Origin of the sequence: Hymenobacter telluris (assembly GCF_017313265.1) — a bacterium.
GTDB classification, from domain to species: Bacteria; Bacteroidota; Bacteroidia; order Cytophagales; family Hymenobacteraceae; genus Hymenobacter; species Hymenobacter telluris.
Map to the genome: position 1 here is coordinate 246,995 of NZ_JAFLQZ010000002.1, position 14,489 is coordinate 261,483.

General features: G+C 53.2%; 13 protein-coding genes. 4 read left to right on the top strand and 9 right to left on the bottom strand.

Features of this window, described 5'->3' with window-relative positions; genetic code table 11:
• Positions 1-12: 12 nt before the first annotated feature.
• Positions 13-504 (bottom strand): YajQ family cyclic di-GMP-binding protein, encoded by a 492-nt coding sequence (locus J0X19_RS03390; protein ID WP_206981124.1) that lies wholly within the window; start codon positions 502-504, stop codon positions 13-15.
• 229 nt (positions 505-733) lie between these two features.
• Here J0X19_RS03390 and J0X19_RS03395 point away from each other — a divergent pair, with 229 nt between their 5' ends.
• Together J0X19_RS03395 and J0X19_RS03400 are read left to right on the top strand one after the other, a co-directional pair.
• A complete protein-coding gene (locus J0X19_RS03395; protein WP_206981126.1) occupies positions 734-1,177 on the top strand; it encodes a GNAT family N-acetyltransferase in 444 nt (147 codons plus the stop codon).
• A gap of 74 nt (positions 1,178-1,251) precedes the next feature.
• Positions 1,252-1,737, top strand: coding sequence for a PaaI family thioesterase (locus tag J0X19_RS03400; RefSeq protein ID WP_206981128.1), 486 nt, complete (start codon positions 1,252-1,254; stop codon positions 1,735-1,737).
• A gap of 96 nt (positions 1,738-1,833) precedes the next feature.
• Here J0X19_RS03400 and J0X19_RS03405 read toward each other — a convergent pair whose 3' ends face one another.
• From J0X19_RS03405 to J0X19_RS03415, 3 genes are all read right to left on the bottom strand, one after another.
• Positions 1,834-2,841, bottom strand: a complete 1,008-nt coding sequence (locus J0X19_RS03405; protein ID WP_206981131.1) for an NYN domain-containing protein — start codon at positions 2,839-2,841, stop codon at positions 1,834-1,836.
• A 668-nt stretch (positions 2,842-3,509) separates the two neighbouring features.
• Positions 3,510-4,250, bottom strand: coding sequence for a metal-dependent hydrolase (locus J0X19_RS03410; RefSeq protein ID WP_206981133.1), 741 nt, complete (start codon positions 4,248-4,250; stop codon positions 3,510-3,512).
• A gap of 211 nt (positions 4,251-4,461) precedes the next feature.
• On the bottom strand, positions 4,462-4,680 hold the full coding sequence (locus J0X19_RS03415) for a hypothetical protein (RefSeq protein ID WP_206981135.1): 219 nt from the start codon (positions 4,678-4,680) through the stop codon (positions 4,462-4,464).
• Positions 4,681-4,880: 200 nt separating this feature from the next.
• On the opposite strand from J0X19_RS03415, the gene mfd reads away from it, so the two are divergent.
• Entirely contained in the window at positions 4,881-8,405 is a 3,525-nt protein-coding gene (gene mfd / locus J0X19_RS03420; protein WP_242581944.1) for a transcription-repair coupling factor, read from the top strand.
• A gap of 8 nt (positions 8,406-8,413) precedes the next feature.
• On the opposite strand, the gene J0X19_RS03425 is transcribed toward mfd, so the two are convergent.
• From J0X19_RS03425 to J0X19_RS03445, 5 genes are all read right to left on the bottom strand, one after another.
• Complete coding sequence (locus tag J0X19_RS03425) at positions 8,414-9,391, bottom strand: P-loop NTPase fold protein (RefSeq protein ID WP_206981962.1); 978 nt, start codon at positions 9,389-9,391, stop codon at positions 8,414-8,416.
• On the bottom strand, positions 9,285-10,493 hold the full coding sequence (locus J0X19_RS03430) for a Clp protease N-terminal domain-containing protein (RefSeq protein ID WP_206981137.1): 1,209 nt from the start codon (positions 10,491-10,493) through the stop codon (positions 9,285-9,287). Before J0X19_RS03430 ends, J0X19_RS03425 begins: the two co-directional genes overlap by 107 nt.
• Before the next feature lie 291 nt (positions 10,494-10,784).
• Complete coding sequence (locus tag J0X19_RS03435; protein ID WP_242581946.1) at positions 10,785-11,690, bottom strand: alpha/beta fold hydrolase; 906 nt, start codon at positions 11,688-11,690, stop codon at positions 10,785-10,787.
• 234 nt (positions 11,691-11,924) lie between these two features.
• Positions 11,925-12,320: a response regulator gene (locus tag J0X19_RS03440; RefSeq protein WP_206981139.1), complete on the bottom strand. Its 396-nt coding sequence runs from the start codon at positions 12,318-12,320 to the stop codon at positions 11,925-11,927.
• Between the two features lie 7 nt (positions 12,321-12,327).
• Positions 12,328-13,752: a PAS domain-containing sensor histidine kinase gene (locus J0X19_RS03445; protein ID WP_206981141.1), complete on the bottom strand. Its 1,425-nt coding sequence runs from the start codon at positions 13,750-13,752 to the stop codon at positions 12,328-12,330.
• Between the two features lie 326 nt (positions 13,753-14,078).
• Between J0X19_RS03445 and J0X19_RS03450 the strand changes: the two genes are divergently transcribed.
• Complete coding sequence (locus tag J0X19_RS03450) at positions 14,079-14,423, top strand: hypothetical protein (RefSeq protein ID WP_206981142.1); 345 nt, start codon at positions 14,079-14,081, stop codon at positions 14,421-14,423.
• Positions 14,424-14,489 lie beyond the last annotated feature (66 nt).

Below are 14,489 nucleotides of genomic sequence, written 5' to 3' on the forward strand. Positions count from 1 at the left end.
AGCATCCAGCAATCAGCTTTTCATATTCACAAATTGCAGCGGCTGGCCAATGTCGGTGCGGCGCAGCAGGGCAATAACAGCTTGTAGCTCGTCGATTTTTTTGGCCGTAACGCGCACCTGGTCGTCCTGCATTTGGGCTTCCACTTTCAGCTTGGCGTCTTTGATGGCCTTCACGATTTTGCGGCCCGCCTCTTTATCTACCCCGGCCCGCACCTTGATGGTTTTCTTCACCAGGTTGCCACTGGGCTGCTCTTCGGCCGTGAAATCGAGGGCGGTGCCATCAATACCTTGCTTTACCACCCGCGCCAGCAAAATATCTTCCAGCGCCTTCACGCGCATCGAGTTTTCCGAGCTTAGCAAGATGGTGTTGGCTTTCTTATCCAGGTCCATCCCGCCTTTGGTGTCGCGCAGGTCGTAGCGGGTTTGAAGTTCTTTTTTGGCTGTGTTTACCGCATTTTCGAGGGTTTGCGGGTCCACTTTGCTTACAATATCAAAAGAGGCCATGAGAAGGAGAAGGTTAAAAGAAACAGGAAGCAGGCAAGCCTGCCGCCTTTAGGTTAAGCGGAGGGCAAAGGTAGGAAGTTGGTGTACGAATATTTGCGGAAAACAGTGAAGTACGTACCTGGCAACGAAGCAGGAAAATTGCGCCGTAAAAACATCAGGGGCTGCTTTACCTTATAGCCTTGTTATTCCGTTTTAGCTTTCTTTCCTCGTTGCTACAATCAGGTTCGTTATGGCTGTTCGTTCCCCCCAAACCTCGGCTGAGTGGTCGGCTTACTACCAGTTGCGTTACGAAGTGCTCCGCCAACCCTGGCAGCAGCCGGTTGGGTCGGAGCGGGTACCCGAAGACGAAGACCCCGCCACTGTGCACGCGCTGTGCCTGATGCCAACGGATGCAGTAGCCGGCGTCGGGATGCTCCAGTCGGCAGGGCAGGGGCGGGGGCAGATTCGGTTTATGGCCGTAGCGCCCGCCTGGCAGGGCCACGGCATCGGCCGCGAGCTGCTGGGGTATCTGGAGGAGGTAGCCACGCAGCTGGGGTACGCCGAAATAGTGCTGCACGCCCGCCAAGCCGCGGTACCGTTTTATGTGCGGCTAGGCTATGCTATTGTGGCGCCGTCGCACACGCTGTTTGGTAGCATTCCGCATTTTCTGATGAGCAAGGAGTTGGCGCAGTAGTCAACCGGTACCTTCGGGTAGCTTGCCCGGCAAAAACGTCTGCTACGCTCACTCAATTCCCCGATTTTTCTCTCATGGAACAACTCCCCGATGTAGCCACGCTGGTGGCCATCTACAACCAAATAAATACTTACGGCCGCGTGAATGGCATGGACCTGACTGTGCAGCAACCCGGCGTAGTGCAGTACACCATGACCATCCGCGACGAGCATCTGTCGTCGCCGGGCACTTGCCACGGGGGCGTGCTGGCGGGCCTGATGGATGCGGCGTTGGGCGCGGCGGCTCTTTCCTTAGCCTTCACCGCTGGGGAACTGGTATCCACAGTGGAATTTAAAATCAACTACCTGCACCCGGTGCATCTGCACGACAACCTGGTGGCACGCGGCACCGTGGAGCACAGCGGCAAAACGCTGGTAGTAAGCAGTGCCGTTATCAGCTGCCCTGCCCGTAACCAGCTGGTGGTAGCCCGCGGTATGGGCACGTTCAACCGCTACCCCGCCGACAAGCGTAATTTCCATCAGCTGTTATTTCCTGATGCCGGACTAGGCGAAGTGAAGTAAGCTGCACCTAGCCTGATTTTGCCACTAGTAGAAAAGCAAAAAGCCGCCGGAATACCGGCGGCTTTTCAATAAGCAAATGATACGCTACTACGAAAACTACAGGCGCTCCGATGAGTCGGCCGACTCAGTTTCGGTGTGCTCCTCGTCATACTCGTCGCCTTCCTCCATCTGAGGGGCCTCTACTTTGCGCACGTTGCGGGCACAGTCTTCGTCGCGGTGGTTGCGGCCTACGGTGAACTCCACCCAGTCGCCTTCGCGCAGCTCGTTGAAGTCGCCTTCCGACATGTCGGCGTAGCTGAAGAACAGGTTGTTGGGCGGCATCACCACGAAACCGAAACCGTTTTTCAGGTTCTTGATGGTGCTGATACCTACCGTGCCAACCGGACCGGCAGCCGTAGGGCCGGTGGGCCGAACGGGCTTGGCTGGGGCTGGGAAAGCCACGGGCTCTGGCGTGTTCACAAACATGCTTTCAATCAGCTCGTCCCCATCGGTGAGGCCCTGGTCGATGATTTCGTGCATCTGCACGGGGTAGGTAGCTTGCTCCAACAGGTGCTGCGAGGCGCGGGTTACGCGGGCTTCACCTTTGAAGTCAACGTACTTGAAGTCCCAGTTCAGCAGCATGACGCGCGTGCCGATGGTGTTGAGCTTCTTGATGAGCGGTGCGTAGTCGGAGTCGCCGGCAATCAGCACTACTACGTCGTAGCTCTTATGCAGCGTCAGCTCCAAGGCCTCCAACGACAGCCACACGTCGATGCCTTTTTCCTGCAAACGACCGTCGCGGGTCTTGAGGGGCATGTAGTGCGTGGCAATACCCATGTTCATGAGGATATCGTCGAGCAGCCGGTCGTGGAACAGGCGGTCTTTATCGCGAGCTTCCGTAGCCGAAAGACGGCCCCGGAAGAAATGGGAATCAATAACTCGGCTCAGACGCAAATCAACGTCTTCTTCCTCTGCCACTTGGTGGCGAATAAATTCGTGTAGGCCTTCCAGGCTGATACGAGCCTTACGGTCATGCTGGAAGTAGTAGTAATCACTGATCTTAAGGAAATAATTGCCGTCGTAGAAGACGCCGATCCTAATCAGAGGGCTATTTATCTGGTTCATACTGAAAAAAAGGGTTGGAGGTAAGCAAGAGGTGTGTGTGATATAAGGGAGCGGGTAATCGGAGGCGGTAAAACTCAGGAGGGTTACCTACCTGAGCAAAGGTACAAAGCTTGGAGTTTTGACGTCGAAGTTGGAAAAGTAGTAGTGCGTGATAACCACTTCTTTACAAAGGCGGATCAAGTGAGTGCCTACGCACAAATTAGTCGCAGGCAATAAGAAACGGCTGTTAGGATGAAGAAGATATGAGGAAGCAAGTTTCTCTTTTCCACTGATAATCCCAATGGCCAGCCAGGAATGTGCTGTGTAGGAAAGCTGCTACGCCTGGTATTAATGTAATATTAGGAAATATATATTTTATATGGTGCAGATTGAAAATCAGTTGAAGTCTCTCCTCTTCTATCCCGTGCTACGGTTCAGCTTCAGCGCTAATTTATTGCAGTTAAACGTACGCCACAAATAATGCCGTAATCTTGAAGGTCTGACTTCAAGTGGAATAGAGCCACTTTTATTCAGGCCAGGGTAGCACGATTACGCTACTACTTTCTTTCTGTGTTGATACACAAGTGCTTGAATAACACGATTTGCGCATTCTTGGTTGCATAAGCCATTTGACGAAGTGTTAAAAAAATCCTTGGATAACGCAATTCTAAATAAATGGTCGTCCAACTTTAAAAATTCATCTTTCCGATTACCAGGCCGAGTACCAGCAGTCCATAGCCAGTACAGATGCTCACTTCCAGTAAGTTACCACTCGGCGAACCGGTTCGGATAAGGGGGATTTTCAGGCAGGTATCAGTAAGGGGCATAAACCACTTCACGCCGGCCTTGGTAAGCGTATCGGCCAGTAAGTGAGATGCATAGCCCCCGCCGGCGAATAGCGCTACGCCGTGCCAGCCCAAACTCTGGTTGGCTAAGTGGCCGATGTAGGTCCAGAGGCCGGCCGCCCAGATGGTGTGGGTCCAGGAGCGGTGCGCGGTAAACGGGGCCACGGCCACAAACAAGCCCACCATGCTCAGCCAAACGTAGCCAGTGTAGAGCCCCGCCATAACCGTGCTCAGGCCCGTGAACAGCAGCGCCAGCTTGCGGGCCGAGCCACCCTGCATGGCCGCTCCTAGCAGCCCAAACGCCAACGCCGCCGTAAAGCCCATGCGCCTATCCGGGCCGGGCGGCTCCAGAAAGTGCGTGTAGAGCGCCAAGCCCGCTGCTACCAGCACGAAGGCCCACCGCACGTAGTTCTGCGCGAAGCCCAGCCGTTTGCTGAGCCGGGATTCAGGATGGTCGAGGTCGGGCGCCAGGGCCGAAAAACCAGCCAGCGCAATACCGGCCGGCGAAAACTTTACCCCAGCTACTAAGCCGCCAATGGCAACGCCGGTAATAAGGCCAATGGCCAGGTGAGAAGAACCGCGCAAGAGCAATTACAGGATAAATAGACTATAGCAAGCCACTGGTTACATTGCAGCCAGCGAGAGTACAATAGTAAAGATTGTATCAGCAGCACAATAATGATTTCGTCAGATTGGCTTATTCCTTCTATGAAGGGCTGATTTTCAACTGCCAACTATTTACAGCACGCTGGCTAAAACCATTGCCGAACCTGAACAGCAAAGCCGGCAATGCGGCTTACCATTGGCCCGAACTGCCCTTGAGGTTGCTGCTGGTGCGGATATCGTCCACTTGGTTTTCGAGCAGGGCAATGCCTTGCCGGAAGGCATTGGCGGCTTCTTCCTGCTCTTCGGGGGCGAGGGGGCCGTGCTCCTGGACTTGCTGGCGAAGCTGGCGCAGGTGGTCGAGGAGCTGGTCCCAATCCTGACCGGCGGGCTCGTGAGTTGGTTCTGTCATGAAGAGGGTAGCAGAGCCGGGTTAAGCGCGTGAAGTTGGAAGGTACAACGCACACCACGAAAATGTTGCGGAAACTTTCGGGGGCAGGCGGTGGTATTGGATAGCGTGTGCCGTGGCGCACCGTTTTATAGTGTCGCCCGACCGGATGTTCGTCCGGCCGGGCTTCTACCTTTGCTTCCTCTCCTAGACTATCCGCCGCTTTGAAGGTTTCTGATTTTCTCCAGCTATACTCTCTCGACCCTACCGTTATGACGGTGGGAGCCCGCCTGAACCCGGCTACGCGCAACTCGCTCCGCGGGGTTGCGCCGGCTGAGGCCGTGGCGCACCCACGGCTGCACCTGCGCGGCCTTGTTGGGAGCCAGGATGCAGTGTTGGCCGCGGCTATGCATACAGCATTTCCCGACCAGCATCACCTGTTCATTCTGCACGACCGGGAGGAAGCCGCGTACTTCCTGGCCGACTTGCAGCACTTGCTGCCTAATGAGGAGCCGTTGCTGTTCCCGAGTTCCTACAAACGGCCCTACGCTTTCGACGAGACAGAAAACGCCAATGTGCTGATGCGGGCCGAGGTGCTGAACAAGCTGAACTCGCACCGCGGCCCCAAAACCGCCGCTGAGCAAGCCACCGAAGACGCGGAAGACGCCGCCAAGCCCAAGACCAAAAAGGGGGCGCGGGCCAGCGTGAAAGACACGGCCGGCGCCATCATCATCACCTACCCGGAGGCGCTGTTCGAGAAGGTAATCAACAAGAAAAGCTTGGTAGCCAACACGTTCATTGTGAAGAACGGCGACAAGCTGGACGTGAACTTCATCAGCGAGATGCTGGCCGAGTACGACTTCGAGCGGACCGACTTTGTATATGAGGCGGGGCAGTTTGCGGTGCGCGGCGGCATCGTGGACATCTTCTCGTATGCCAACGAGCTACCGTACCGGATAGAGCTGTTCGGCGACGAGGTGGAAACCATCCGGACGTTCGACCCGGAAAGCCAGTTGTCGGTGGAGAAGCGGGAGCAGGTGAGCATCATCCCGAACGTGCAAACCAAGCTGCTGCAAGAAACGCGGGAGGCGTTCCTGGACTTCATTCCGAAGAACACCACGGTGTGGGCCAAGGACATGCGCCAAACCCTGGACGTGGTAGAAGAATCGTTCGACAAGGCCGAGGCGGGCTTCCAGGAGCTGCTGCTGACGGCGGGCGGCACTCAAATCGTGAGCAAGCCCGAGGACCTGTTTGAGACGGGGAAGTCGTTTAAGAAGCTGCTGGAAGGCTTTGCAGTGGTGGAGTTCGGCAAACGGTTCCACTACAAGGCGGGGGCCGAGGAGTTTCAGTTCACGGCCAAGCCGCAGCCGAGCTTCAACAAGGACTTCAACCGGCTGGTGAAGAACCTGCACGAAAACCAGGAGAAAGGCTACACCAATATCATTGCGGCCGAATCGGTGCGACAGGCGGACCGGCTGCGGACCATCTTCGACGAACTCGATAACAACGTACAGTTTCAGCACTTGCTGCTGGGACTGCGCGAGGGCTACGTGGACGAGACGCTGAAACTGGTGGTGTACACCGACCACCAACTGTTCGAGCGGTTCTACCGGGCGCAGGAAGGGCGTAAGTTCTCGAAGAAGAAAGCCCTGACCCTGAAGGAGCTGCGCACCTTGAGCCCCGGCGACTACGTGGTGCACCAGGACTACGGCATTGCGCGTTTCGCGGGCTTGACGCAGGTGGAAATCAACGACCGGGTGCAAGAGGCCATCCGGCTGGTGTACCGTGACGACGACGTGCTGACGGTGAGCATCCACGCCCTGCACAAGATTGCCAAGTACTCGGGCGCCGAGGGCACGCCGCCGAACATGAGCAAGCTGGGCTCGCCGGAGTGGGAGAACAAGAAGAAGTCGGTGAAGAAAAAGGTGAAGGACATTGCGGCCGAGCTGATTCGGCTGTACGCCAAGCGCAAAACCGCGCCCGGCCACGCCTTCGCCATGGACTCGTTTATGCAGGCCGAGCTGGAATCGAGCTTCATCTACGAAGACACCCCCGACCAGGCCAAGGCCACCGAAGACGTGAAGCGCGACATGGAAGTGCCCCACCCCATGGACCGGCTGGTGTGCGGCGACGTGGGCTTCGGCAAGACGGAAGTGGCTATTCGGGCGGCGTTTAAGTCGGTGGCCGATGGCAAGCAGGTGGCCGTGCTGGTGCCCACCACCATCCTGGCTATGCAGCACTACAAAACGTTCCGGGAGCGGCTGGCGGCCCTGCCCGTGACGGTGGAGTACGTGAACCGCTTCAAGAGCACCAAGCAGATCAAGGAGACGCTGGGCCGGGTGGCCGAGGGCAAAACCGACATCCTGATTGGCACACACCGCCTCACCAACAAAGACATCAAGTTCAAGGATCTGGGCTTGCTCATCATCGACGAAGAGCAGAAGTTCGGGGTGAAAACCAAGGACAAGCTCAAGGAGCTGAAGGTAAACGTGGATACGCTCACGCTGTCGGCGACGCCGATACCGCGTACCCTGCACTTCTCGCTGATGGGCGCCCGCGACCTGAGCGTGATTGCCACGCCGCCCCCGAACCGCCAGCCGGTGCAAACCGAGCTGCACGTGTTTGATGAACTGCTGGTGCGCGACGCGGTGGCCCGCGAAATCAAGCGGGGCGGGCAGGTGTTTTTCGTGCACAACCGCGTGAAAGACATCGACGAGCTGGCCAACATGGTGCTGCGCCTGGTGCCCGATGCCCGCGTAACCACCATCCACGGCCAGATGGAAGGCGACCTGCTGGAAAAGCGCATGATGAAGTTCGTGGACGGTGACTACGACGTGCTGGTGAGCACCAACCTGATTGAGTCGGGCCTGGATATTCCGAACGCCAACACCATCATCATCAACCGCGCCCACATGCACGGCCTCAGTGACCTGCACCAGATGCGCGGGCGCGTGGGCCGCTCCAACAAGAAGGCGTACTGCTACCTGCTCACGCCGCCGGTGGCCGGTTTGCCCAGTGATGCCCGCAAGCGCCTGAGCACGCTCGAAGAATTCTCGGACCTCGGCGACGGGTTCAAGGTGGCCATGCGCGACCTGGATATCCGGGGGGCGGGCAACCTGCTGGGCGGCGAGCAGTCGGGCTTCATCAACGACCTGGGCTTTGAAACCTACCACCAGATTCTGGACGAGGCGGTGCAGGAGCTCAAGGAAACCGAGTTCCGCGACCTGTTCCTCGGCGACCCGACCGAGCGCCTGCAAGCCGCCATCAAGGACAGCGGCCCCAAGGAGTGCAACATCGAAACGGACCTGCAAATCCTGATTCCCGACTCCTACGTGAGCAGCGTGTCGGAGCGCTTGCAGCTGTATAGCAAGCTCGATAGGGTGAAAAGCCCCGAGGAGCTGCGCAAGCTGGTGGCCGGCATAGTGGACCGGTTTGGACCGCTGCCGGCGGAAGTGGAGCAACTGGCCGACATCGTGCGGCTGCGCTGGCAGGCTTGCCAGGTGGGCTTCGAGAAGCTGACGCTGAAGAAGAACCTGCTCAAAGGCTACATCTCGGCCACCAACAACGAGCCCTACTTCCAGAGCGACACCTTCGGCAACATCCTCAGCTACGTGCAAACCCACACCCGCACGGCCAGCATGAAGGAGCGCAAAGAGCAGCTCATCGTCAGCATCGAGGAAGTGAAAACCGTGCAAGTCGCCAAGCGCATCCTCAGCGAGTTAGGGAGTGAGGAGAAGGTAGGGGTGTAGATACTAGTCTAATATCCTACAACCATTTCAACTACTGACGAAATTTCCATGATTAAATCTCTGTTCATTTTGTACTGTATACCTAAGATGGTTATTGTATGCAAATTGTTATTTGTGCTCACTTTATTAGTTTCTTGAATTCCATCTAACTCGAAGCATTTGAGTATTAGCATTCCTGCAAGCAAATGTCTTACCTGTTCAATTTGCAGTTGTGATGAAAAATTTAAATACTTCTTGAACAATAGATTTCTTGCTAATAAATATCTGTAGTAATAAATTCTTATTTGTCTTGGTGTTATCTCTGTGTCTAGATTTCCAATGATATTTGATATAAATTCAAATTCTTTTGCACTAAGTGCAAAGGGCTTCGATGAATTTTGAGAAATTTCTATTTCCTCTTGTTCGTATAGATCAACGTTAATACTTTGCGATTCGTGATAAATGGGTTTAGTTACAGATGCAGTTGTTTGCACGTTGTCCGTTTTTTGTGAAGTATCTTTAATTGTATCAACCTGTCCTCTTGTGAAAGCCTTAAATAATTCTATTTTATCGCCTAAGGAAAGTCTACCGAGTTTTATTCCTGCAATAAATAGTTTGTCTAGGTATTCTCTAACCATTTTATTAGATAATTTCTCGGCCTCAATTTGCTTGTTTTTTAAGGATAGATCTTTGTCTATAAAATCAAAATATTTTCGCTTAACTGCTAATTTTAATAATCGTTCGTCAATTGCAGTTAGTACAACCATCTTATTCGATATCTCATTGTCTTCAAGCATAATTCTTAAAGAATCTATTATTTGAATTATTTTATCTTCGTTACATCTGTCTATATCATCAACTATTAATAAAATTTTTTCATTATTTCCTTTCAGCCATGCTTTAACTAGCGCTCTTATTTCCTTTTGTACTTCTGCTTGAATTCCTAGTAAGGAAAAAAAACGATTTTTTATCGCTGTATTGCTTGAATAAGGTATTCGCAGATAGATAGGTGGATTTTACTATCGACTTTAATAGTTTTATTCCAGCTATGGAAACAGGTATCAGAAAACCAGCTACAAGTAATCCCTTGAACTTTTCTCCACCTTCAGAAAAGATCAAAGGTTTATATGTGTATAATGAATAAGTTATGATTACTATTCCTAGTAATATGATAGAAGAGGAAGCAATATTGTAGTATCCATTTCGTATGATATTTAATTTAAATACTTTGTATAGCCTATCAACTAATCTTGAGAATCTCCATTTATATTCACTTTTATAATAGGCTTCAGACATAGATTCATACAAGTATGCCCATACAGCAGGAGTGTCTTGATATTTCCACGCGTGAAAGTCGACTTTCTTATATGTATTATTTTTTAAATTTATATCTTCCCAAACCAAATTCATTAAGAAAGTCTTGCCTCTTCCCCAATTGCCAAATATTCCTATCATTTTGCCTTTGTCAGTAGCCTTGAGATTAATTATCAAATCGGCTATTTCTACGGCAATATCTTTTATTCCAATTGCTGGTTCTATGTGATCTTGTATACTAATTAATGATCTTTCTAGTATACTTTTTAACTGTGATAAATTTTCAGGGTCTGATAACGTGTCTTGATCTTGCTGTATATTTATAGTTGAAGTTTCATTTTCATTAATTGTTTTAGAATATTTATTTAAAACATTTTTTAAAGATTCATAATTTATATTTTGTTTTGCTAGAAGTTTTGAAACAATATTTTCTTCTTCACGAATTATACTGGAAAGCATGTGAGCTGTTCTTATTATTTCAGATTTATATATAGTTGCTTCTAAGTATGTTATTTTTAATATTTTTTCACTGATTTTTGTTAAAGGAATAGAACCGGTGATGTTTATATCCGTTAAATGTTCAGTGTTTAATGATATAATTCGGTCAATATTTTCCTTTAACTCATTTATATTAATATTTAATTCATGTAGTATATCTAAAGCGCTATTGTTTCCTTGTTTTATTATTGCTAAAATGAAGTGTTCAGGCCCTATAAATTGATTTTTTACTCTGATTGCTTCTTCTCTCGCAAGGCTTATACACTGTTTGACATGGTCTGAAAATTTTCTGTCCATCGTTGTTTATTTTAAATTAATAAATATCCTATCTGTTTTGGCAGGAGAAATGTCACCAAAAATATATGGGTTTCATACAATAGTAACACTTTTACTAGGCTATATCATATGACAATTATTGTTGACTACACAATCTTAAAGTGGCTTAGCAGCATAAAGACACGCTACAGTAAATCCTCTCACTTTACCTGTTAGCTCAACAGTTTATATCGTGTGCCAAGGGCTCTTTCACAGCAACGCCCCCAACCACACGGCGGGGGCGTTGCGTTTAACTACTGCCAGAAGCGGCGGCTACTCGGCGGCTTGGTGGGCGGGGGCGCTGGCGGCCGAGGCGGCGGTTTCCCGGCCGGTTACCGACAGAATCAGTTGCACGGTTTCGGTGGGCTGGTCCCAGTGCGGGAAGTGGCCGCAGTGGTCGAACCAATACAGGGAAGCATCGGGGAAGGCGGCGGCGGCGCGGCGGGCTTGGCTGGGGAAGCACACCCGGTCTTGCCGGCCCCACCCAATTACCAAGGGGTGCCGGATGCTGCCGCGTGGGGCACCTTCCTGCTTTTTGCCGTAGGCCAGGTCGCGCAGCAGCTCATCGAAGATGGGAGTGTGTACAAAGCTGCGCAGCTCCGTCAGCGCTACCGCGGCGGGCACCCGCCACGGCCGCGCCGAAAACTGCGCCAGCAGCAGCGTCCGCCCCACAGTACTGCCCGTGAGAGTGGGCAGCGCCGGCTCCACCGCCCGCAGCAAGCGCACCGAGCCCGCCACCGAGTAGTAGAAGAATGGTATCTGCCAGCCCTGCCAGAACCCGCCGGGGTCGAGGGCCACCACGGCACCCACCGCGCCGCGCCGGGCCAGTTCCAGTACCATGCGCGCACCCATCGAAGAGCCCACGCAGTCGATGCCGGTGAGGTGGTGAGCGTGCAGCCAGGCGGCTACGGCGTCGGTGAGGGCGTAGAAGGTGTTGGGGCCGGGGAGCGGGGGCGTCTGGCCGTGGCCGGGCAAATCGATGGTTATTACTTCGCGGTGGGCGGCCAGCTCGTCGAGGATGGGGTTCCAAGAGTGGCTGCTGCCGCCAATGCCGTGAATAAGCAGGAGCGGTTTGCCGGCGCCGTGGCGGGTGTGGTGCAGGTGCATAAGAGGGGTAGGATAGAGGATGAAGTGGTTGCCTGTGCTCGGGGGGAGCTGCTGCCAGTCGGGCGGCAGCAAGTGGCTGAGGTGGTAGTACGTGCGCGCCAGCTAAACAGCTATCCTACAGGTTTCCTAGGTGCATGGCTTCGGCGAAACCAAGCCCATTGCCCCCAACACCAACCCTGACGGTACCGACAACCCCGCAGGCCGCCAGCAAAACCGCCGGGTGGAGATTATTATATCATAACACCATACACAACCGGGCTGTACCACCCACATACTGTTTCAAACTTGTTCGCGCTGAAATGGGGCTTACTTGCTTTGCTCACTTATTTCGGTGCGAATGAGCTTGATCATCTGGCTGTCAACGGGTTTATGAATCAGGCCCGATACCAGGGTGTACTCTTTGGCCCGCTGGGCGTCGGAGGCGGCCAACGACGATGTAAGAACGTAGATGTGGCACCGCTGAGCCAGTTCCTGTTCGTGGGGCTTTAGGGCGTCCAGAAACTCCCAGCCGTCCATTACGGGCATGTTCAAATCCAGGAAAATGACGGCGGGAGCCCGGTCGGGGAGGTGTTGCTCAATGTAGTGTAGCGCGTCTTGGGCTGCCAAGAAAGAACGGATATTATCCGAGAACCCCTCGCGCTTCAGTAGCATCTCCGTCAGAAACACACTGGTCGAGTTGTCGTCAATCAATAAAATATCCATGTGGTGCTTAGCGTAGGTGGATAGTAAAACGGGTGCCTACTCCCTCGTGGCTGCTAACCGCAATGTGCCCGCCCATAGCCTCCACGTGGGTTTTGACTAAGTACAGGCCCATGCCGCGGCCAACGTGCTGGGAGTGAAACCGTTTGTAGAGCTTAAAAACATCGGAGCCGGCTTTCTGCAAATCAAAGCCCGAACCGTTGTCGGCGAAGGTAATTACGATGTCGTGCTCGGGGCTTACGGTACTCTCAATTTCCACTTGCAGCGGCCGCGCATCGGCGCGGTACTTGATGGAGTTGGAGAGCAAGTTGAAGAAAATGCTGTAAAGGTAGGCCCGGTTGCCGTGCACCCGCACATTGGGGGGCACTGCCAGCCGAATGCTGCCGCCGCACTGCGCCAGCGGCACTTCCAGCGTGCGGCGGGCCTGCTCAATTACGTCCAGCAGCAGCACCTGCTCGGGGGCTACCACGTTGCGGTTGTCGCGGATGGTAAGGATGGTGTTCATATCCTGCAACACGGCATCCAGCTGATGGGTATTGAGTTGCAGGTGCTGGCGGATTTGCTCGAAGTCGTAGGAAGCTGGTTGGGCGGAGGACAGCAGGTCCACTAAGCCCATGATGTTGGCCAGCGGACCCCGCAAATTGTGCGACACGATGTAGGTGAACTGCTGCAAATCATTGTTTTGCCGGTATAGCTCCTCGTGGGCCTTCACCCGGTCGGTAACGTCGGAAAAATACACCGACAGCCCTTCTTCCGATGGAAAGGCCTTTACATCAAACCACATCTGTAACCGCTCGAAGAAGCCCTCGAAATGCACCGCCTGCCCAGTGCTGATTGCCTGCGTGTAGTGCTGATAGAACACGCCGTTGGCTTCCTCCGGAAACACGTCCCACACGCTTAGGCCCAGTATATCGTCGCGCTGCACGTTCAAAAGCCGCTCCACTTCACTGTTCAGGTACGTGAAGTGCCAGTTGTGGTCGACCAGAAAAAACGCATCGGTAATGCTTTCAAATACAGTATGAAGCTTTTGGGCCTGCTTCTGCACCATCAGCTGCGCGGCGGCTACTGCGGTAATGTCGCGGAACACGGCGTGTATTCCCGTTATCTGGCCGTCGTCCATCAGCGGCACCTTGGTGATGTCGAAACGCCGCGGCTCCAAGCCATCAAATTTCACATCGGTCTCAAAGCGCACCTTCTTGCCCCGAAATGCCTCAAGTAGCTTCTGCTGAAACAACGGGCGCTTATCGGGCGGTAAAAAGTCCGACAACGGCCGGTGTAGCACTTGCTCCTTGGGTTTGTTGATATGAGCAAGAAACGCCTGGTTGGCGTCCAGAATAGTCCCTGTAGCGTTCTGGAATAGCACCAGGTCCGGATTATTTTCAAATAGCGAGCGAAACCGTTGCTCGTCTTGTACGAGCTGTAAGCTGGTATTCATACACGTCGTAACAGGGGTATAAGCCTTCATAAATACGAAGGGCACGGCAGTTTGTATGTATGTGCGCAGCGTAAATCCGTAAGTAGGCCAGGGGTGGGCAGTTAAATACTCGTTGTTTTGAAGAAGTTGATTTATTGCATCACCACACAAGCAATGAGTTAGCGCCCAATCCAAAAGGCTTAGCGTTAAGGTCGTCAACTTGATGCCATCCTTTTGAGTACGTTCTCCTAACTGCTTTTCGGCTGTCGTTGGCTGCTTGATCTGTACTGGCTGAATGAACCCCACTGGGCGCAGGAAATCCGGTAGTTTGCAGTAGCTTGGCGGTCATGAAGCAACTTGTAGTACTATCCGTACTGGCTTTGGCAGCCTGTGGTAAAGCCGATAAATTCCGGTATCCGGTGGTCGTAACGGCCGAAACGGCGGCCATTTACATGCAGCCCGATACGTCTGCCTACACCCGTATTCTGGTGGTCAAGCGCGGCGACACCCTCGACCTAAAATCGGCCGCGGTGAATGGTTTGTACACCGTAGCGCCCAAGCCCGGCGGGGAGCTGTTTCCGAAGCACAGCGCTAAAGGCTTCATCGACAGCCGGTTTGTGCAGGTGCCAGATTCCACGCTACGTGCCTCCGAAGACCCCCGGTTTCCGCGCGGCGGCAAAGCCGCACAGTAGCCGCACTGCTGGCAGCGCACCGCTTGTCGGTTAGCTCACACGCACTCCAGAAGCAGCGTACTCTCT